Annotated in this window: 19 protein-coding genes and 1 tRNA gene; 10 read left to right on the forward strand and 10 right to left on the reverse strand. The window is 63.3% G+C overall.

Translation table 11 applies throughout. The annotated features are described in order from the left end of the window. Window positions 1–20: 20 nt before the first annotated feature. Together GYA95_RS03165 and GYA95_RS03170 are read left to right on the forward strand one after the other, a co-directional pair. Window positions 21–1,175, forward strand: coding sequence for an MFS transporter (locus tag GYA95_RS03165; RefSeq protein WP_015269353.1), 1,155 nt, complete (start codon window positions 21–23; stop codon window positions 1,173–1,175). Continuing rightward, entirely contained in the window at window positions 1,175–1,711 is a 537-nt protein-coding gene (locus GYA95_RS03170) for an oxidase (protein WP_015269354.1), read from the forward strand. The genes GYA95_RS03165 and GYA95_RS03170 overlap by 1 nt, the downstream gene beginning before the upstream one ends. 125 nt (window positions 1,712–1,836) lie before the next feature. Here GYA95_RS03170 and GYA95_RS03175 read toward each other — a convergent pair whose 3' ends face one another. After that, window positions 1,837–2,109, reverse strand: a complete 273-nt coding sequence (locus GYA95_RS03175) for a DUF3509 domain-containing protein (protein ID WP_013971511.1) — start codon at window positions 2,107–2,109, stop codon at window positions 1,837–1,839. 265 nt (window positions 2,110–2,374) lie between these two features. Between GYA95_RS03175 and GYA95_RS03180 the strand changes: the two genes are divergently transcribed. Both GYA95_RS03180 and GYA95_RS03185 read left to right on the forward strand, forming a co-directional pair. Then, window positions 2,375–2,899: an ankyrin repeat domain-containing protein gene (locus GYA95_RS03180; protein ID WP_015269355.1), complete on the forward strand. Its 525-nt coding sequence runs from the start codon at window positions 2,375–2,377 to the stop codon at window positions 2,897–2,899. A gap of 60 nt (window positions 2,900–2,959) precedes the next feature. Then, entirely contained in the window at window positions 2,960–3,490 is a 531-nt protein-coding gene (locus tag GYA95_RS03185; RefSeq protein ID WP_015269356.1) for a hypothetical protein, read from the forward strand. A 122-nt stretch (window positions 3,491–3,612) separates the two neighbouring features. Here the strand turns inward: GYA95_RS03185 and GYA95_RS03190 are convergent, their stop codons facing one another. Next, window positions 3,613–4,551 carry a ZIP family metal transporter gene (locus tag GYA95_RS03190; protein WP_015269357.1) on the reverse strand — a complete coding sequence of 313 codons (939 nt, stop codon included), beginning with the start codon at window positions 4,549–4,551 and terminating at the stop codon, window positions 3,613–3,615. A 125-nt stretch (window positions 4,552–4,676) separates the two neighbouring features. Between GYA95_RS03190 and GYA95_RS03195 the strand changes: the two genes are divergently transcribed. From GYA95_RS03195 to GYA95_RS03210, 4 genes are all read left to right on the forward strand, one after another. Continuing rightward, window positions 4,677–4,868 carry a PLDc N-terminal domain-containing protein gene (locus tag GYA95_RS03195; protein WP_012271091.1) on the forward strand — a complete coding sequence of 64 codons (192 nt, stop codon included), beginning with the start codon at window positions 4,677–4,679 and terminating at the stop codon, window positions 4,866–4,868. A gap of 240 nt (window positions 4,869–5,108) precedes the next feature. After that, on the forward strand, window positions 5,109–7,184 hold the full coding sequence (locus GYA95_RS03200; RefSeq protein ID WP_015269358.1) for an LTA synthase family protein: 2,076 nt from the start codon (window positions 5,109–5,111) through the stop codon (window positions 7,182–7,184). Window positions 7,185–7,391: 207 nt separating this feature from the next. Then, entirely contained in the window at window positions 7,392–7,628 is a 237-nt protein-coding gene (locus GYA95_RS03205; protein WP_015269359.1) for a hypothetical protein, read from the forward strand. 176 nt (window positions 7,629–7,804) lie between these two features. Further along, a complete protein-coding gene (locus tag GYA95_RS03210; RefSeq protein ID WP_003260395.1) occupies window positions 7,805–8,137 on the forward strand; it encodes a ribonuclease E inhibitor RraB in 333 nt (110 codons plus the stop codon). Between the two features lie 122 nt (window positions 8,138–8,259). Here the strand turns inward: GYA95_RS03210 and GYA95_RS03215 are convergent, their stop codons facing one another. Beyond that, on the reverse strand, window positions 8,260–9,060 hold the full coding sequence (locus GYA95_RS03215; protein WP_015269360.1) for a c-type cytochrome: 801 nt from the start codon (window positions 9,058–9,060) through the stop codon (window positions 8,260–8,262). Between the two features lie 528 nt (window positions 9,061–9,588). Between GYA95_RS03215 and GYA95_RS03220 the strand changes: the two genes are divergently transcribed. After that, on the forward strand, window positions 9,589–10,320 hold the full coding sequence (locus GYA95_RS03220) for an amidotransferase (protein WP_015269362.1): 732 nt from the start codon (window positions 9,589–9,591) through the stop codon (window positions 10,318–10,320). A 132-nt stretch (window positions 10,321–10,452) separates the two neighbouring features. Here the strand turns inward: GYA95_RS03220 and GYA95_RS03225 are convergent, their stop codons facing one another. From GYA95_RS03225 to GYA95_RS03235, 3 genes are all read right to left on the reverse strand, one after another. Further along, window positions 10,453–11,424 carry a magnesium and cobalt transport protein CorA gene (locus GYA95_RS03225; RefSeq protein WP_015269363.1) on the reverse strand — a complete coding sequence of 324 codons (972 nt, stop codon included), beginning with the start codon at window positions 11,422–11,424 and terminating at the stop codon, window positions 10,453–10,455. 64 nt (window positions 11,425–11,488) lie between these two features. Next, complete coding sequence (locus tag GYA95_RS03230) at window positions 11,489–12,208, reverse strand: lysophospholipid acyltransferase family protein (RefSeq protein ID WP_015269364.1); 720 nt, start codon at window positions 12,206–12,208, stop codon at window positions 11,489–11,491. 119 nt (window positions 12,209–12,327) lie between these two features. Beyond that, a complete protein-coding gene (locus GYA95_RS03235) occupies window positions 12,328–13,017 on the reverse strand; it encodes a crotonase/enoyl-CoA hydratase family protein (RefSeq protein WP_015269365.1) in 690 nt (229 codons plus the stop codon). A 198-nt stretch (window positions 13,018–13,215) separates the two neighbouring features. Here GYA95_RS03235 and GYA95_RS03240 point away from each other — a divergent pair. After that, window positions 13,216–13,305, forward strand: a tRNA-Ser gene (locus GYA95_RS03240). Window positions 13,306–13,475: 170 nt separating this feature from the next. On the opposite strand, the gene GYA95_RS03245 is transcribed toward GYA95_RS03240, so the two are convergent. The 4 genes from GYA95_RS03245 to GYA95_RS03260 all read right to left on the reverse strand — a co-directional run bounded on the left by GYA95_RS03245 (window position 13,476) and on the right by GYA95_RS03260 (window position 18,573). Further along, window positions 13,476–15,608 (reverse strand): TonB-dependent siderophore receptor, encoded by a 2,133-nt coding sequence (locus GYA95_RS03245; RefSeq protein WP_015269366.1) that lies wholly within the window; start codon window positions 15,606–15,608, stop codon window positions 13,476–13,478. A 141-nt stretch (window positions 15,609–15,749) separates the two neighbouring features. Continuing rightward, complete coding sequence (locus GYA95_RS03250; RefSeq protein ID WP_015269367.1) at window positions 15,750–16,130, reverse strand: hypothetical protein; 381 nt, start codon at window positions 16,128–16,130, stop codon at window positions 15,750–15,752. A 120-nt stretch (window positions 16,131–16,250) separates the two neighbouring features. Continuing rightward, window positions 16,251–17,438, reverse strand: coding sequence for an MFS transporter (locus tag GYA95_RS03255; RefSeq protein WP_015269368.1), 1,188 nt, complete (start codon window positions 17,436–17,438; stop codon window positions 16,251–16,253). Window positions 17,439–17,823: 385 nt separating this feature from the next. Further along, window positions 17,824–18,573 carry a 3-oxoacyl-ACP reductase family protein gene (locus tag GYA95_RS03260; protein ID WP_015269369.1) on the reverse strand — a complete coding sequence of 250 codons (750 nt, stop codon included), beginning with the start codon at window positions 18,571–18,573 and terminating at the stop codon, window positions 17,824–17,826. Window positions 18,574–18,585 lie beyond the last annotated feature (12 nt).

The following is an 18,585-nucleotide window of genomic DNA, read 5'->3' on the forward strand; positions in this document are numbered from 1 at the left end:
GCAACCCCATAGGCCACCCCATGCAACCGATCCCCTACTGGCGCCTGTCCAGCTTCTACCTGTTCTACTTCGCCCTGCTCGGTTCCACCGCCCCGTTCCTGGCGCTGTACTTCGACCACCTGGGCTTCTCTCCGGCACGCATCGGCGAGCTGGTGGCCATCCCCATGCTCATGCGCTGCATCGCCCCCAACCTGTGGGGCTGGCTGGGTGACCGCACTGGCCAGCGCTTGCTGATCGTGCGCCTGGGCGCGCTATCTACCCTGGCCACCTTCGCCCTGATCTTCCTTGGCAAAAGCTACGCCTGGCTGGCGCTGGTCATGGCCCTGCACGCATTCTTCTGGCATGCGGTGCTGCCGCAGTTCGAGGTCATCACCCTGGCCCACCTGCACGGGCAAACCGCGCGCTACAGCCAGGTGCGCCTGTGGGGCTCGATCGGCTTCATACTCACCGTGGTCGGCCTGGGCCGGCTGTTCGAGTGGCTGAGCCTGGACATCTATCCGGTGGCGCTGGTCACGATCATGGCCGGCATCGTCGCCGCCAGCCTGTGGGTGCCCAATGCCCAGCCGGTGGAGCAGGGCGAGCGCAGCGGCGCGGGCGGTTTCCTGCAGCAGCTGCGGGCGCCCGGGGTGGTCGCGTTCTACGCCTGCGTGGCACTGATGCAACTCAGCCACGGGCCGTACTACACCTTCCTCACCCTGCACCTGGAGCATCTGGGTTATGCCAGGGGGGCCATCGGTTTGCTGTGGGCACTGGGGGTTGTGGCTGAAGTACTGGTGTTCATGGCCATGAGCCGTATCTTCGCGCGGTTTTCGGTGCAGCGGGTGCTGCTGGCCAGCTTCGTGCTGGCGGCGCTGCGCTGGCTGTTGCTGGGCAACCTGGCCGGCGAGCCGGCGGTGCTGGTGTTTGCCCAGGTGTTGCACGCGGCCACCTTCGGCTGCTTCCATGCCGCCAGCATCGCTTTCGTCCAGGCGAGTTTCGGCGCCCGCCAGCAGGGCCAGGGCCAGGCGCTGTATGCGGCGCTGTCGGGCACTGGCGGTGCGCTGGGGGCGTTGTATTCGGGTTACAGCTGGAAACTGCTGGGGCCCACCTTCACCTTTGGTATGGCCAGTGCCGCAGCCTTGGCTGCAGCCGTTATCATTGCCCTTTGTTCGCAACCGACCAGGACCCGCCCCTGATGAGCATTCTCAGCGTTTTCCACCCCTCCAGCCCGGAACTGCCGAACAAGGTGTTGACCCACCACGACGATATCGTTGCCACCCTGGCCGAGCAGGACGTGCGCTTTGCCCATGCCGAGCATGGCCTGCGTGTGCGCCCTGGCACTGCCCAGGAGGAGGTACTGGAGGCCTGTCGCGAGCACCTTGACCAGTTGATGACGGCGCATGGCAGCAAGGCTTTCGTGGTACTCAACCGTGAGGGTGAGGCCCCTGCGCAGGTGGACGTTCGCGATGAGCATGTGCATGACGCCGACGAGGTGTTCGCCGTGGTCAGCGGGCGGGCTCAGGTTGGCCTGCGTTTGGGGGATTGGGTGTATTCGGTGCTGTGCGAGAAGGGTGACCAGCTGGTGGTGCCGGCGGGGACTCGGCGCTGGGTCGAGCTGGGCGATGCGCCGTTTTGCCTGGCGTTGCGGTTGTACGGCAGCGAGGAAGGGATGCAGCCGAGGTTTACCGGGGATGTGACTGCGCGGGCGTTTCTGGGCATTGATGAGTTGTGATGGCTTTGCCGGCCTCTTCGCAGCACAAGGCTGCTCCTACAAGTAAAACGCGACGCTTGAGGCCAGCGCGGGCCCTGTAGGAGCAGCCTCGTGCTGCGAAGAGGCCAGATCAACCAACAAAAAACTCAGCGATAAGTCGGCAGGGCAAACCGCTGCTGGCTCTGCAGCATCGAAATCACCGGCAATTCACTGGCCTGCTCGGCCAAATCGCGGCGAATCGCACTGATTGCCCAGGACAGCTGCTCGGCACTGTGCAATTGCGCGTAGGTCAGCACGCGGCGGGTGACCTTGCCATCAGCTGCGCGAAGGGTCAGCAGCACACCGCCGTCTGGGCGGGCCTGGGTATTCACCTGGTAGGCAGAAAATACCGAAACGAACTTTTCCTGGATGAGGTCCATATCAACTCCTGGCTGTTGCGTGGCAGACGTGAGTTGATGCTTGCAGTGACCGTGCCAGGAAGCTTTTTCTGAAAAAATCCTTAAAATTCAGTTAGTTATGTGTTTTTTGCCGAAGCGCTATCGTGCAGCCTGCATGGTCGTGCATTTTGCACAGTGCATATTGCACGACCCATGGCCAGCTATCGCCCCGATAGAATCTGAACCTTTGACCCGGCAGCCTTGCCTGACAAAGACTTGGGCAACGATTTCTGCCAGGAGGTTCCAAATGTCCAGCCAACCCACGCCCACCACCATGACCGACGACGAGACCGCCGCCTTTGCCGAGCAGGTGTTCGAACGTGCCCGCCAGGGCGATGCCGAGATGCTCGGGCGCCTGCTGGCCAGCGGCCTGCCGGCCAACCTGCGCAACCACAAGGGCGACACCCTGCTGATGCTGGCCAGCTACCACGGCCACCACGACGCAGTGCGTGTGCTGCTGGCGCATGGCGCCGACCCGCTGATTGCCAACGATAACGGCCAACTGCCCATCGCCGGCGCTGCGTTCAAGGGGGACCTGGCCATGATTCGCCTGTTGCTGGAGCACGGAGTACCGGTGGACGCCGCCGCGCAGGATGGCCGCACCGCACTGATGTTGGCGGCCATGTTCAACCGTAGCGAAATCCTCGACTACCTGCTGGCCCAGGGCGCCGACCCGGCGCGCCAGGATGCCCGCGGTGCCACCGCGCTGATGGCGGCGCAAACCATGGGGGCCGTGGACGCCGCAGCGCGCCTGCAAGTGCTGGCCGGCTAACCGCAAGGGGGCATTTGCGGCTATCCTTGGCGACTTTTCACCCGTCGCAGGCCCCCTTTCATGAAAACTCAGTTGCTCGAATTCATCAGCCTCATTGGCGCTGGCTGCATGCGCGAGGAAGACATCGAGCGCATCGCCGACGAGGCCGCCCAGGCCTACGCCGACCCCGCCGCCTTCCTGGCCGCCAACCCCGACATCAACTACGACGACAGCTTCCCCATTCCGCTGGGCGAATGGGTGGTGCTGGGCAGCCTGCCGGACACCGTGGTGTTCCAGGCCGACAGCTACCAGGACCTGTTCCAGCAGATCAGCGATTCGTTCGACCAGAGCGTGCCGTTCACCCTCAAGCCCAAACAACTGGCCCGCACCGAGCCGCTGACCGCGCTCAATCGCATTCAGGTGCAGATGGGGGCGCTGAACAAGGAGGCGGGCGGGTATGTGCTGCTCAACTTCAGCCAGTTGCTGGATGACGAGCTGCAGATGGTGATGGTAGGGCAGAACGACCTGGCGCGGGTGCTGGAGCTGGGGGCTGAGGTGGGGATCAAGGTCGAGCCGGCCCTGGAGGCATTGAAAGTGGCTGTACACATCTAAAGGCTGATGGCCCTATCGCCGGCAAGCCAGCTCTCACAGGATCACCACAGAGTTCGAAACCTGTGCTGTACCTGTGGGAGCTGGCTTGCCGGCGATAGGGCCGGTACAGTCAGCCCAGAACTTCAGCCCAGTGCGGTATCCAGGAACATCATCACCGCAAACCCACCCATCAACCCCAGGGTCGCCGCCGTCTGGTGCCCATTGCGGTGGGTTTCGGGAATCACCTCGTGGCTCACCACAAAAATCATCGCCCCCGCCGCCAGCCCCATGCTGACCGGGTAGGCCAAGGCAAAGCCGGTCGAAATCCCCAGGCCGATCACCGCACCCAGCGGCTCCATCAGCCCCGACCCGATCGCCACCAGCGCGGCTTTCAGGTTCGACAACCCGGTAGCGCGCAAGGCCAGCGCCACGGCCAACCCCTCGGGGATGTCCTGAATGGCGATGGCGCTGGTCAGCGGCAGGCCGATGTTCATGTCGCCATTGGCAAAGCTCACGCCAATGGCCATGCCTTCAGGCAGGTTGTGCAGGGTAATCGCCAGCACGAACAACCACACCCGGCTGATGCGCTCGGCCTCCGGGCCGCAAGGGCCGGTGCTTTCGTGTTCATGCGGGGTGAAGCGGTCCAGGCCCAGCATCAGCAGCACGCCCAGGCCCATGCCCAGCACCACGGTAAAGGCCGCGGCCGGGCCGTTGCCGGTAATTTCGCGGGCGGCATCCAGGCCCGGCAGAATCAGCGAAAACGAACTGGCCGCCAGCATCATGCCGGCGGCAAAACCCAGCATCACATCCTGGGTGCGGGCCCTGACATCGCGCAGCACCACTGCCAGCACTGCGCCCAGCGCCGTGGCGCCAAAGCCGGACAACCCGCCCAGCATGGCCAGGTGCAGGTTGTCGGCATGGTCGCCGTTCACTGCGTTCCACAGGCTGGCGGCCAGCAGTAGCAACACCGCCAGCAGGCTCAACCCGAGGCCGGCGCTGAGCCACGGGGTGTTCACGGCCTGTCGGCGCCAGGCGTTCAGCAGCGAGGTTGGGGCGGCGCTTTGAGTGTGGGCGGGGGGCATGTGAACCTCGAATCAGTGAATAACGGCAGTCTACTCAGGGACCTGTGCCAACCGCCAAGGATTCCCTTCTATCGCCTTGATAGCTGACTATGCTGTGCAGCAAAGCCTTTGACAGGAGTTTTGGCATGGGGTCGACGTTCAACAGCCTGGTCGGGCTGATCATCCTGGCGCTGGATATCTGGGCCATCCTGAATGTGATCAAAAGTGGCAGTGAAGTGGGCATCAAGGTGTTGTGGATCCTGCTCATCGCCTTGCTGCCGGTGGTGGGCCTGGTGATCTGGGCGATCGCCGGGCCGCGGGGGAATGTGCGGATCTGAATGCCTATACTGGCCCTATCGCCGGCAAGCCAGCTCCCACAGGTACTCCACAATGCCAGGGCTTGTGGTGATCCTGTGGGAGCTGGCTTGCCGGCGATAGGGCCGGAACAGACAAAACCCGCAACACCCCCGTGACAAAATTTTCACATTGGTTTAAACAGAATCCGCACCCGCACAATGCTGCGTTGGTATACACCTGCGCCATATCCGCAAACCCGCAATCCTAGGACCTTCCCATTCATGGCTAACCTGGACGCCTTGAAGCAACGGGGCGCGCGAGCGTCGTTCTCGCCCACTCTGAAATCCCACCTGGCCTACACCCTGCTCAGTGGCCTGGTGATCATGCTGATGCTCAGCCTCGTGCGCCTGGCGCTGCTGGTCTACAACAGCGACATGATCGGCGATACCCCCAGCGCGACCGTCGCAGAAGGCTTCCTCAACGGTTTGCGCTTCGACCTGCGGGTAGTGGTGTACATCAGCATTCCGCTGCTGCTGGCCATCCTCAGTCCCTGGGCCATGGCCCGGCGTGGCCTGTTCCGTTTCTGGCTGACCATCACCTCGAGCGTGGTGATGTTCCTCGGCCTGATGGAAATGGACTTCTATCGCGAGTTCCACCAGCGCCTCAACGGTTTGGTGTTCCAGTACATCAAGGAAGACCCGAAGACCGTGCTGAGCATGCTCTGGTACGGCTTCCCGGTGGTGCGCTACCTGCTGGCCTGGCTGTTCGGCACCTGGCTGCTGAGCCTGCTGTTCAAGGGCATCGACCGCATGACCCGTGGCAACGGTGCCGGCGAGGTCACCCTGCAGCGCCGTGCAGCGCCGTGGTACAACCGCCTGGCGGTGTTCATGGTGATCCTGCTGGTGGCCGTGGTCGCCGCCCGTGGCACCCTGCGTCAGGGCCCGCCGATGCGCTGGGGTGATGCCTTCACCACCGATTCCAACTTCGTCAACCAGCTGGGCCTGAACGGCACCCTGACCCTGATCGATGCTGCCAAGAGCCGCTTCGGCGAAGACCGCGCCAACATCTGGAAGCCGGTGCTGGAGCAGGACGTGGCCACGCAGAGCGTGCGCGAGCAGCTGCTGACCGCCCACGACACCCTGGTCGATGCCGACGAGGCTGCAATCCGCCGCGACTTCGTGCCGCCGGCCGAGCGCACCCTGCCGATCAAGAACGTGGTGGTGATCCTGATGGAAAGCTTCGCCGGCCACTCGGTGGGCGCGCTGGGCAGCCCCAACAACATCACCCCGTACTTCGACAAGCTGGCCAAAGAAGGCCTGCTGTTCGACCGCTTCTTCTCCAACGGCACCCATACCCACCAGGGCATGTTCGCCACCATGGCCTGCTTCCCCAACCTGCCAGGCTTCGAGTACCTGATGCAGACCCCGGAAGGCGGCCACAAGCTCTCTGGCCTGCCAGCCTTGCTCAGCGCCCGCGATTACGACGACGTTTACGTCTACAACGGCGACTTTGCCTGGGACAACCAGTCCGGGTTCTTCGGCAACCAGGGCATGACCACCTTCATTGGCCGTAACGACTTCGTCAACCCGGTGTTCTCCGACCCGACCTGGGGCGTGTCCGACCAGGACATGTTCGACCGCGGCGCCGAAGAGCTGGCCAAGCACGATGGCAAGAAGCCGATCTACGCGCTGCTGCAGACCCTGTCCAACCACACCCCGTACGCGCTGCCCAAAGACCTGCCGGTAGAGCCGGTAACCGGCCAGGGCCGCCTGGACGAGCACCTCACTGCCATGCGCTATTCGGACTGGGCGCTGGGGCAGTTCTTCGAGAAGGCGCGCAAGGAGCCGTACTTCAAGGAAACCCTGTTCGTCATCGTTGGCGACCATGGCTTTGGCAACCACCAGCAGGTCACCGAGCTGGACCTGGGCCGCTTCAACGTGCCGCTGCTGCTGATTGCCCCAGGCATCCAGGAGAAGTTCGGTGCGGTCAACCACACCGTGGGCACCCAGGTCGACATCGTGCCGACCATCATGGGCCGCCTGGGTGGCCAGGCCCGTCACCAGTGCTGGGGCCGCGACCTGCTCAACCTGCCTGAGGGCGACCAGGGCATGGGCATGATCAAGCCATCGGGCAGCGAGCAGATCGTCGGCCTGGTACAGGGCGACCGTATCCTGATCGAGTCCAAGGACATGACCCCGCGCATGTACCGCTACCAGCTGGGCAGCGAGTTCAAGGCCGAGCTGATCGAAAGCCCGGACCAGCCGGAAATGCTGAAGAAGCTGGAAGCGTATATCCAGACTGCGACCAAGAGCTTGCTGGATAACACTGCCGGTGTAGTGCACGGCACGCCGAAGTAGGTCGGGGCCGTTTCACGGCCCATTCGCGGGCACGCCCGCTCCCACAGGTACAGCACAGGTTTCGGACCTTGTGTTGGCCTGTGGGAGCGGGCGTGCCCGCGAATGGGCCCAACACAAATCCCTCCGACTGAACATTCTCCCCACCTCAAGGTCACTTGTTTCAGGCATCACACACCTTGGTGTTCGTTGACTGAGAGGGTTCGTTCAATGAAAGAGTGGGAAGTCATCTTTGCCGACCAGAAAGGCGTGCTCACCACGCTGACGCTGCGCGGCGACCAGTGCCCCAGCGAAGAGGACGCCGCGCGGGCCATCCGTTCGCACCTGTTCCCGGTGATGGACGAGCTGGACCTCAACGACTTCCAGGACCGCACCATTTCCCCCACCGCACGCTGGCTGAAGGAGCAGAGTGGCGTGACCATCACCAGCATCCACGAAACGCCCTGAACCACACGTTTGCGTGGTGCCCTGGCAGGCACTACGCTGCATGAAGGTGCCGGCCTATTCTGCGGGTCGGCACCGCACCCCTTCGCGTCTTGCATCAGCTCGAACTGCCCGGCCGCTGCCGGCAGGTGCGTAGTGCACGGAAAGTCTATCCATCGCATTATTCAGGAGGACGTTTCATGAGCAGCCAGAACGACGATATCAGCAGCAACGTCCTGCGCCAGATGAAGGCAGGCGGTTTCGACTTCACCCAGATCCATCCCATCGAGTTCTACGCCATATTCCCCGACGAAGCAGGGGCCCGCCGTGCGGCCGGGCAGTTTCGCGGTGAATCGCTGAATGCCCAGGTCAAGGAACTGGGCGACGGTGCATGGCATCTGGAACTGAGCAAGGTCATGTATGCCACCCATGGCGGAATTGGCGACTTTGAAGAGGCCTTCGAGCAGCTGGTGACACCTTATGGCGGTGAGGTGGAAGGGTGGGGGGTCAAGCAGGAGCGGCCCATAGCCTGAGATTTCGGGAATTTGGGGCCGCTTTGCGGCCCATTGCGACACAAGGCCGCTCCTACAGGCGTGCGCGTACCCTTGTAGGAGCGGCCTTGTGTCGCGAAAGGGGCGCAAAGCGCCCCAGGTTCTCAAGGCCTGCGCCCAGCCATATGCCCCAGGTAAGCCAGCAATTCATCCAGCTCCGGTTCACCCAAGACACTCTCTGCAAACCCCGGCATCTTCGCCTGCGGCCACTGCCGCAGGCTTTGCGGGTCACGAATCAGCTGGCGCAGATATTCAGGCCGAAAATACTCGGTCGGGTTGTGCGGCATATTCAGGTCCGGCCCCACCTGTGCATCCCCTGCGCCATTCAACCTATGACACGCCAGGCAATTCTGCTGGAACAAGGCAAAGCCTCGGCGCACCGGGCTGTCGGCCGGCAACTTGGGGTCGGGCAGCAGCGCCGGAAAACGCGCTTCGACGGAGGCCAGCTTGCGAATCGTGGAAATCTGGAACGGCCACTGCTCCGGGCGGATACCGCTGGCCTGCGGTGCAGTCCACACCAGGTAGAACGGTCCTGCACTCGGCTTGCCTTGGCCCAGTGGTGGCCATGGCCGGTCAGGTTCCTCCACCGCCAGCCAGGCCTGTGCCGGCCCCTGCTGCAACAGTGGCGCCGCGGGCATTTCGGCGGCAAAACCGTCCAGCGCCACTGCCTGCAGGTGGTCGCTGGCGCTGACGCCGTCCAGCAGCGCGGCCAGCGGCACAGCCCGATAACGCATGGGCTGCTTGTAGGAAACGTCCTGGTCGATGCTGATGTCCCGGGCCTGCGGGTGGTCGAGCAGTTCTGCACTGCTCCATTGGCGCGTCGTGGCGCCCAGTTCAAGGTGCAGTTGCGCCGCCGATAGCGGCAGGCTCAGGAGCAACACTAACAGTGCAAGGCAGTGGCGCATGGGTAATCTCCGACCATCAAGGCCAGCAGGTTACCTGTGCGTTGCCTGTTGGCGCCACAGCGGCAGTCAACCGAACAAACGTGTGAGGTTCGGCAGGATCAGCAGCAAAGTCGTGGCGAAGAGAATGAGCCCAGCTTGGCGAATTTTCGATTGTCTGAACATGGCGGACCGCCTTCTTGTTGTTATTCCTGAATACCCGTTGGCTTCCCTGTCGCGCTTCGGGTCGATCGCAGTGGCGTTGCGTGACGCCTGAACTGCCTGCCTCTTGAAAGTGGATATACAACCAACAGTAGGGTGTGCGTCATCCATGTTTGAGAACCCTTTGTTCTAATGTTGTCGGTCATTAATTTCTTCGGGCTATGAGGCCAAGTGCCAGCCGGCTGGCATGCTCTCGCTAGACGGTGGCGCAAGTGCCAGCAGGGCACCGATGAAATGTGACCGTTCGTCAGTGCGGCCTACTTGCTTGTACGTGCCTTTCGCGTCAGTCTCTACAGCAGATTCCCACCCATGTCGTTCAGGACTATCCCTATGTCGTTACGCATCTGCATCCTTGAAACCGATGTCCTGCGACCGGAGTTGACCGCGCAGTACCAGGGCTACGGCAGGATGTTCGAGCAGCTCTTCTCGCGTCAGCCGATCGCCGCCGAATTTCGTGTGTACAACGTGATGAACGGCGATTACCCCGCCGACAACGAAGTGTTCGATGCCTATCTGGTGACGGGCAGCAAGGCCGACTCGTTTGGTACCGACCCGTGGATCCAGACCCTCAAGGCCTACCTGCTGAAGCTGTACGAGCGTGGCGAGAAGTTGCTGGGTGTATGTTTCGGCCACCAGTTGCTGGCGTTGACCCTGGGTGGCAAGGCCGAGCGTGCCGAGCAGGGCTGGGGCGTGGGTATCCACCGCTATTCGCTGGCGGCCCATGCGCCGTGGATGGACCCGGAGGTGTCGGAGCTGACCTTGCTGATCAGCCACCAGGACCAGGTGACCGAGCTGCCGGAAGGCGCCACGGTGATCGCCTCCAGCGATTTCTGCCCGAACGCTGCGTACCACATTCGTGACCAGGTGCTGTGCTTCCAGGGGCACCCCGAGTTCGTGCACGACTACTCCCGCGCGCTGCTCGATGCGCGCCAGGAGTATCTGGGTGATGAGGTGTACCACAAGGCCGTGGCCAGCCTGGCCACCGAGCACCAGGGCGACCTGGTGGGGGAGTGGATGTTGCGGTTTATCCAGCAGCCGGTGAGCAAAGATACCGCAGCGTGATGGCTGGGGGCTGCTGTGCAGCCCATCGCGACACAAGGCCGCTCCTACAGGGATCGCGAATAACCTGACTGGCGCGACCCCCTGTAGGAGCGGCCTTGTGTCGCGATGGGCCGCAAAGCGGCCCCGACAATCTCAAAGCCAGCCAGATTTCTTGAAGCTGGCATACAACGCGGTACAGCCCAGCCCGATTACCCCCAGTACCCCGAAGTACCCATAGTGCCACCCCAACTCCGGCATGTTCTGGAAGTTCATCCCGTAAACCCCTGCAATTGCCGTGGGGAACGCCAGGATCGCCGCCCAGGCTGCAAACTTGCGCTGCACGATGCTCTGCCGTGACGACTCCAGCAGCATGCCGATCTCGATGGTCTGGCTGGCGATGTCACGGATACCGGCCAGGTCTTCCATCTGCCGCGTCACGTGGATCTGCACGTCACGGAAGTACGGGCGCATGTTCTTGTCGATGAACGGGAAGCTCAGGCGCTGCAGTTCCTCGCTCACTTCCACCATCGGTGCCACGTAGCGGCGCAGGCGCAGGATGTCGCGGCGCAGGCTGTGCAAGCGGCGGATATCGTCTTCTTGCAGCGACCCGCCAAGCACGCTCTGCTCCAGCTCTTCGATCTCGCCATGAATGGCCTCGCTGACCGGCTGGTAGTTCTCGGTGACGAAGTCGAGCAGGGCGTACAGCACGAAGTCTTCGCCGTGCTCCAGCAGCAACGGCCGCGCCTCGCAGCGTTGGCGCACCAGGGCATAGGATTTGGAGTGGCCGTTGCGGCAGGTGATGATGTAGCCGTTGCCGGCGAAGATGTGGGTTTCGATGAACTCCAGCTTGCCTTCGTGGCGCACCGGCGAATAGGTGACGATGAACAGGGCGTCGCCGAAAGTTTCCAGCTTGGGCCGGCTGTGCTTTTCCAGGGCGTCTTCGATGGCCAGTTCGTGCAAATTGAACTGGCATTGCAGGTTGGCCAGTTCCTCAGCGTTGGGCTCTTCCAGGCCAATCCACACAAAATGCCCTGGCTTGCGTGCCCATTCGCTGCCTTCGTCGATGCTGATGTTGGTGACCTTTCTGCCGGCGCTGTATACCGCCGATGCCACGACTCGACCCATGGTTGTTCGCTTATTCCGGTTGGACACGGGTTACAGCTTGGGCTGTAGTGGGCTCAAGAGCAACCTAGCGCTTGGCCAGTTCCCCTTCCATGCGGTCGATGCATTGCTGCATCTGCCCGCGGCACTGTTCGATCAGCGCCGGCAGGTCCTGCAGGGTCATGCCCGCCGTGGCGATCGGTGGCAGCGAGCGCACGATCACCGTGCGCTGGCGCCAGCTGTTCAGGCTGAGGCGCCCGGCATAGCGGCTGACGCATACCGGCACGATCGGCACACCGGCCTCGATGGCCATGTGAAACGCGCCCTTCTTGAAGGCCAGCAGGTGCTCGCCGGGATTGCGCGTGCCTTCGGGGAAAATCCAGATCGAGGTGTCGTCCTGCAGTACCCGGGTGGTCTTCTGCATGGCCTTGCGTGCCTGGTAGGCATTCTTGCGGTCGACCAGCACGTTGCCACCCAGCCAGAACAGCTGGCCGAACAGCGGGATCCAGCCCAGGCTTTTCTTGCCGATGGCGACGGTGCGCTGCGGCACCACCTGGCCCAGCACGAACAGGTCGAAGTTGGACTGGTGGTTGGCGACGATCACGCAGCCTGGCGGCTGGTCCCACAGCGGGCCGACTTCGGCCTTGACCCTGATGCGCATCAGCCAGGTGGCCGGCAGGCTGTAGAGGCGGGCGAACACGCGGCTGTTGTCGGGGTTGAAGGGGCGGCACAGGCCAATGACCAGGCCCAGGGCCCCAACCACAAGGAAATGCAGCGCCAGCAGGAGCATGCGCAATGAATAAAGCATGGTACGACTCACACCAGACAGTCGCCGGGCAGTGTACGGATGTGCACTGGTCGGGGCAAACCCTGGTGCAAGCCTGTTGCGGACTCTTCGCGGGCTTGCCTGCGAAGAGGTCGGCCCGGCTAACCCATATGCTGCTGGTCCAGCTCGATCGCCTTGTCCAACGCTTCCAGCAGCCCTTTGCGCACCTTCAGCTTGGTGTTCTTGTGCGCCAGCATGTTCAGCTTCTTCAGCTCCCGCGCAGCCGCCAGTGCCGCATCCTGCAACTGCTCGGCCGGCACCACCTTGTCGAGGAAGCCTGCGTCCACCGCGCCCTGCGGGTCAAACACCTCGGCATTGATCACCGAGCGGTGGAAGGCCGAGCGACGCAGGCGGTCGCGGGCCAGTTCGATACCGGCATGGTGCATGGTCATGCCGATCTGCACTTCGTTCAGGCACACCTTGTACGGCCCTTCGACGCCAATGCGATAGTCGCCCGACAGCAGCAGGAAGGCGCCCTTGGCCACGGCGTTGCCCGGGCAGGCGACCACTACCGGGAACGGGTGCGACAGCAGGCGGCGGGCGAGGGTGGAGCCGGCGGTGACCAGGCTGATCGCCTCCTTGGGGCCGCTGGTCATCACCTTGAGGTCGTAGCCGCCAGACAGGATGCCGGGCTGCCCGGTGATGATCACAACCGCGCGCTCTTCGGTGGCGCGGTCGAGCGCGGCGTTGAAGGCGGCGATGACGTCTGGCGAGATGGCGTTGACCTTGCCGTTGTTCAGGGTCAGGGTGACGATGCCGTCTTCGGCGTGGTAGGTAATCAGCTCGCTCATGGCAGAGTCCTTTTGTTGGCGTGGCGACGACGTTACCCAGCGGCAGGGGCGAGGTAAAGCAGTAAGGCTGACTGGTCGGTCAGCGTTCGCCAGGGCTCAAATGCAAATGCATGAAAAAATTGAAAAAAATGCTTGCCAAAGGGAAGGTCTTTCACTAAATTAGCGCACCTCGACAGGCTGCAAGGCTTGAAGAGAAACGGTGAAGTGTCCGAGTGGTCGAAGGAGCACGCCTGGAAAGTGTGTATACGAGAAATCGTATCAAGGGTTCAAATCCCTTCTTCACCGCCACATTCTACGAAGAGCCCCCGAGCTGAAAAGCCGGGGGCTTTTTGTTTTTGGCGCCTTTGGAGGCCGCTTTGCGGCCCTTTCGCGACACAAGGCCGCTCCTACAAGCGTGCGCGGACCCCTGTAGGAGCGGCCTTGTGTCGCGAAAGGGCTGCAAAGCAGCCCCAAAAAATCTAGAAGCTGACCGAAGCCGACAGCCGAGCCGTCCGCGGCGCTCCCTGGAACAGGTAGTTATCCCCCAGGTAATCCCCCACATCACGCCAATAACGCTTGTCGAATACGTTATCCACAGTCAGCCGCAGCACCGTGTCATACCCACCAATGCGCGTGCGGTAGCGGCTACCCACATCGAACACCGTATACCCACCAACTTCCACATTCTCCGCCTGGCTCGCATATTTGCTGGCGCTGTAGCGCGCCCCACCCAGCAGTGCCAATCCCGGTACCGGCAGGGTGTATTCCGCCTGCAACGCCGCCCGGAACCTGGGCACGTTGATCGCCTGGTGGCCCTCATAGGCATCGGTATCGCTGTTCTGCACCCGCGCCCGAATCGCTGCAGCGCTGGCCTGCACCTGCAGGTTCGAGGTCACCCAGCCGCTGGCGCCCAGTTCCAGGCCGGTGTTCTTCTGCTGGCCTTGCTGCACGTAGGTGAAAGTGCCGGCGTCGTCCGGGCGCGCGTACTGGTACGCCTGGCGTATCTGGAACAGTGCGGCACTGAAGCTCAGGCCTTGCCAGTCATGCTTGAGGCCTAGTTCCAGTTGGTGTGAGGTCGTCGGTGCCAGGATTTCGAATCTGTTCTCGGCGAACCACGGTGCGGTACCACCTGCCGACAGGCCTTTGGAATAACTGGCATATACCGTGGTATGCGGCTGCGGCTTGTAGATGAGCGCGGCGTTGGGCAGCAACTCGTACTGCCGGGTATGGCGACCGGCAACGCCGTCCTCATTCCAGGTTTTCTCGTCCAGGCGTACTTCACGGGCACCCAGTACGGTCTGCCAGTGCTCGTTGAAGCTGATGCGGTCGCTCACGAACAACCCGTACTGGCGGCTGTCCAGGCGACGTTCGCTAGTCCTGATGGGCTTGTCGGATGGATCAAAGGCCGGTGCGCCCGTGTAGATGTTGCCTGTACCTACCCATTCCATATAGCTGGGGCGCTGATCCAGCGTGCGCCGCTGCGCACTGGTGCCCACGGTCAGCTCATGCCCCACGCCCAGCGCATCGAAACGCCCGTTGAGCATGGCCTGCGCCTCGTCGGTACGGCGGGTGTCGTCCGGGCTGCGGAAGTCGTAGATGTCGTAGTCGCCGTTGCTGCCGAAGAACGCGCCTTCGCTCGAGCCCCAGGCAAACGAGCTGTAGTCATCGATCACCACCTTGCTGCGCGAGGCACTCAAAGTCCCGGTCCAGGCTTCGTTGAAACGGTACTCGAAGCGCCCGCCCAGGTTCAGCGAATCGTTCTGCACCGGCTTGGCCCAGTGCTGGTAGGCCAGGCGGTCGTCCGGGTCGATGCCATGGGGTACTTCGCTGCCACCGAGCAGCTGGTAACCCGGCACCGAGCGCTGTTCACGGTGCTGGTATTCGGCATCCAGCTGCAGGGTGGCATCTGGGTTGATCTGCCAGTCGAAGGCCAGCGAGGCGAAGTCGCGCTTGCCGTCGGCGTGGTCGACGTAGGAGCGGATGTCTTCATGAGCCAGGTTGGCCCGCAGGCCGAACTGCCGCTCGCTGCCGAACCAGCCACCCAGGTCGGTGGCCAGGTAGCGCTCGCCTTGTTCGTTGGTCGACACCGTGACGCTGCGCACGTCTTCGGCGCGCTTGGTCACGTAGTTGATCAGGCCGCCCGGCTCCGATACGCCGCTCTGCAGCCCGGACAGGCCCTTGAGCAGCTCCACCTGCTGCTTGTTTTCCAGGGCCACGTTCTGCTCGCCGGCGATGGTCTGGCCATTGATGCGGTAGCTGCTGGCGGCATTCAGCTCGAAGCCGCGCACGTTGAAGTTTTCGTAGTAGCCGATGGGGGCGTAGCTTTCGCCCACCGAGGCGTCGCTTTGCAGCACTTCGCTGAGCTGGCGTACCTGGCGGTCTTCCAGCAGTTGCTGGCTGAACACGCTGATCGAGGCCGGGGTGTCGAGCAGGGGCGCGGGCTGGAAGCCGCCTACTGCTGCCTGGCGTGCCTGATAGCCGTCGTTGGTGTAGGTATCGGAGACCTGCAGCGGGGCCAGTAGCACGCTGTCTTCGGCAAGCACATGGGGGCAATGCAGGGCCAGGCCCAGGCTGAGCAGGCTCAGGGGCAGGCGGGGATGACGCGGGGGCATGCGGTGGGGCTCCTGGATGCGCGACACCTGCGCCGGCCTCTTCGCGGGTGAGCCCGCGAAGAGGCCAGTACAGGCCATGAAAAAAGGCGGCATCTTACAGCCGCCTTCAACATAAAACGATCCGGGCCCTGCGATATCCCGTCAGCCTTTGCTGGCCGGCCGCCTGTGCTGCTTCCAGTTGTCGTCGATCTTCGACCAGGTCTTGCCATCGGTAATGGCCATGAGCTTGCGCCCGTCCTTGAAAGTGGCCAGGAAGGTGGCTTCCTCCTCCTTGCCACCCAGCCAGAGCCCGGCCAGCAACCCCACCGGCCCGGCAACCAGTGCCCCGGCCACGCCCCAGCCCAGGGCACTGCCCAGGCTGCGGCTGGATTCCAGGCTGGCCAGCCGCAGGTCGCTGATGCGTGCCAGGGAAATCCGCTCGCCCGGGGAGGGGCTGCGCGGGGTCTTGAGTGTGAGCGATCCGTTGCGATACTCGCCTTCGCCTTGCAAGAAATCGCCGGATTGCACCGTGAGTCTTGTCATAACGTCGTCCTGTCAGGGAAAGGGCATTGACCAGCGCCTACTGAGCGCTGCCCGGGCAGGCAAGTCAACGGCCATGCGACGGAGGGTCGTGCGGTGCATTGTCGCTCAGGTCAATGGGCTTCAGGCGATCTGCAAAGCGTTCTTGCGCTTGCGCTCGGCCAAACCCCACGCCAGCAACGCCAGCCCGCCAATCACCAACCCGGCCAGCACAATCCCCATCCAGCCCTGGCGTTGGAACAGCTGCGTGCCCAGCAGCGATCCCAAGGCCCCGCCAATGAAGTAGCAGGTGATATACCCGGCATTCAGCCGCGTGCGCGCCTCGGGTCGCAGGGCAATTACCGCATTCTGGTTGCTCACGTGCACCAGTTGCACTGCCAGGTCGAGCATCAGCACGCCCAGCAGCAAGGCCAGCAACGACTGTTCGGCGAAGCCCAGCGGCACCCACGACAGCAGCAATACCACCAGGCCCACGGTGGTGCCCAGCGAACCCTTGCCACGGTCGGCCAGGCGCCCCGCCCAATTGGCCGACAGTGCACCCGCTGCACCGGCCAGGCCGAACAGGCCTATCACCGCGTCCGAATAGTGGTACGGGCCTTTCGCCAGCAGGAACGCCAGTGGCGTCCAGAACAGGGCGAACAGGCTGAAAGCCAGCAGGCCTAGCAGAGAACGCAGGCGCAGCACCGGTTCTTCGAGGAACAGGCGGAACACCGAGCCGATCAGCGCTGGGTATTTCAGCCCGGCATGGCTGTGGTGTTGTGGCAGGCTGCGGTACAGCGCCACGGCGGTGATGGCCATCAGCACCGCGGCCAGCACGTAGATGCTGCGCCAGCCACCCAGTTCGGCCATGAACCCGGCGGCGGTACGCGCCAGCAGGATGCCCAGCAGCAATCCGCTCATCAACGTGCCGACCGCTCGCCCGCGCTGGTGTGGCTCGCTGAGGGTTGCGGCCATGGGCACGAGGATCTGCGCCACCACCGAGAACAGCCCGGTCAGCGCGGTGCCAAGGATCAGCCAGGGAAGGCTCGGTGCGCAGGCGCTGATGACCAGGCCAAGGGTAGAAATGGCAGTCATCACGGTGATCAGCCGGCGCTGCTCGAACAGGTCGCCCAGGGGCGCCAGCAGCAACAGGCCGGCGCCGTAGCTCAGTTGCGCGGCAACGACGATGCTGCCGGCACTGGCGGTGCTCAGGCCGAACTGCTGGGCGATGCTGTGCAGTAGCGGTTGCGCATAGTAGTTGCTGGCCACGGCCAGGCCGGTAGCGGTGGCCATCAGCAGAATCAGGGCACGGCTGAGAGTGGGGGCGTTCATGCGGTTCTCGTGGCGGGCAGAATAAAAGGGGGGATTATCGGAAAGTGTCGGGCCTTACATCAATGCATTGTGCGGCAGAGCCTGTGCCGGCCTCTTCGCGGGCATGCCCGCTCTCATAGAACAACACATGACTCATTGGTTCGGCGAGGTTCTGTAGGAGCAGCCTTGTGCTGCGAAGAGGCCGGTACTGACAAAGCCTGTCTGTTGCTTGTACCGGCCTCTTCGCAGCACAAGGCTGCTCCTACAAAGGCCGCGTCAGACGAGCGATATTTGTTCTCTGCGCGACAGCGCAGCCCAAAAGGGCTGGGTAATCTCCCACAGGCATCGCGCAGTACCTGTGGGAGCGGGCGCGCCCGCGAAGAGGCCGGCACAGGCAACCCTTCAATCAGGCAGCAAACCCGCCATCGACCGTCAGGCTGGCCCCAGTGACATACCCCGCCTCAGGCCCCGCCAGGTAAGCCACGAAGCTGGCAATCTCATCCGCCTCGCCATAGCGCCCGATCGCCATCAGCGGGATCAAACTGTCTGCGAACTCGCCGCTGGCTGGGTTCATGTCGGTGTCCACCGGCCCTGGCTGCACGTTGTTCACGGTAATGCCTTTCGGCCCCAGGTCACGGGCCATGCCGCGGGTCAGGCCGACCAGGGCTGATTTGCTCATGGCATAAGGGGCGCCGCCGGCAAACGGCATGCGCTCGGCATTGGTGCTGCCAATGTTGATGATGCGTCCGCCTTGGCCCATGTAGCGTGCCGCGGCCTGGCTGGCGACGAATACGCTGCGCACGTTCACCGCCAGCATGTGGTCGAAGTCGGCCAGGTCGAATTCGGTCACCGGCGCTACCGCCAGCACACCGGCGTTGTTGACCAGGATATCCAGCCGGCCGAAGGCCTTCACGGTGTCATCCACGGCCAGTTGCACGGCCGCCGCGTCGGCGCTGTCGGCCCGCAGGGCCAGGGCCTTGCCGCCGTTTTCGGTAATTTCCTCAGCCAGCGCCTGCGCCGGGCCGGCGGAGCTGACATAGGTGAAGGCCACCTGTGCGCCTTCGCGGGCCAGGCGTCGCACGATGGCTGCACCAATGCCGCGGGAACCGCCCTGTACCAGGGCCACCTTGCCTTCGAGTGAGTGTTGCTTGGACATGTTGATCTCCTG

Source organism: Pseudomonas asiatica (assembly GCF_009932335.1).
GTDB lineage: Bacteria > Pseudomonadota > Gammaproteobacteria > Pseudomonadales > Pseudomonadaceae > Aquipseudomonas > Aquipseudomonas asiatica.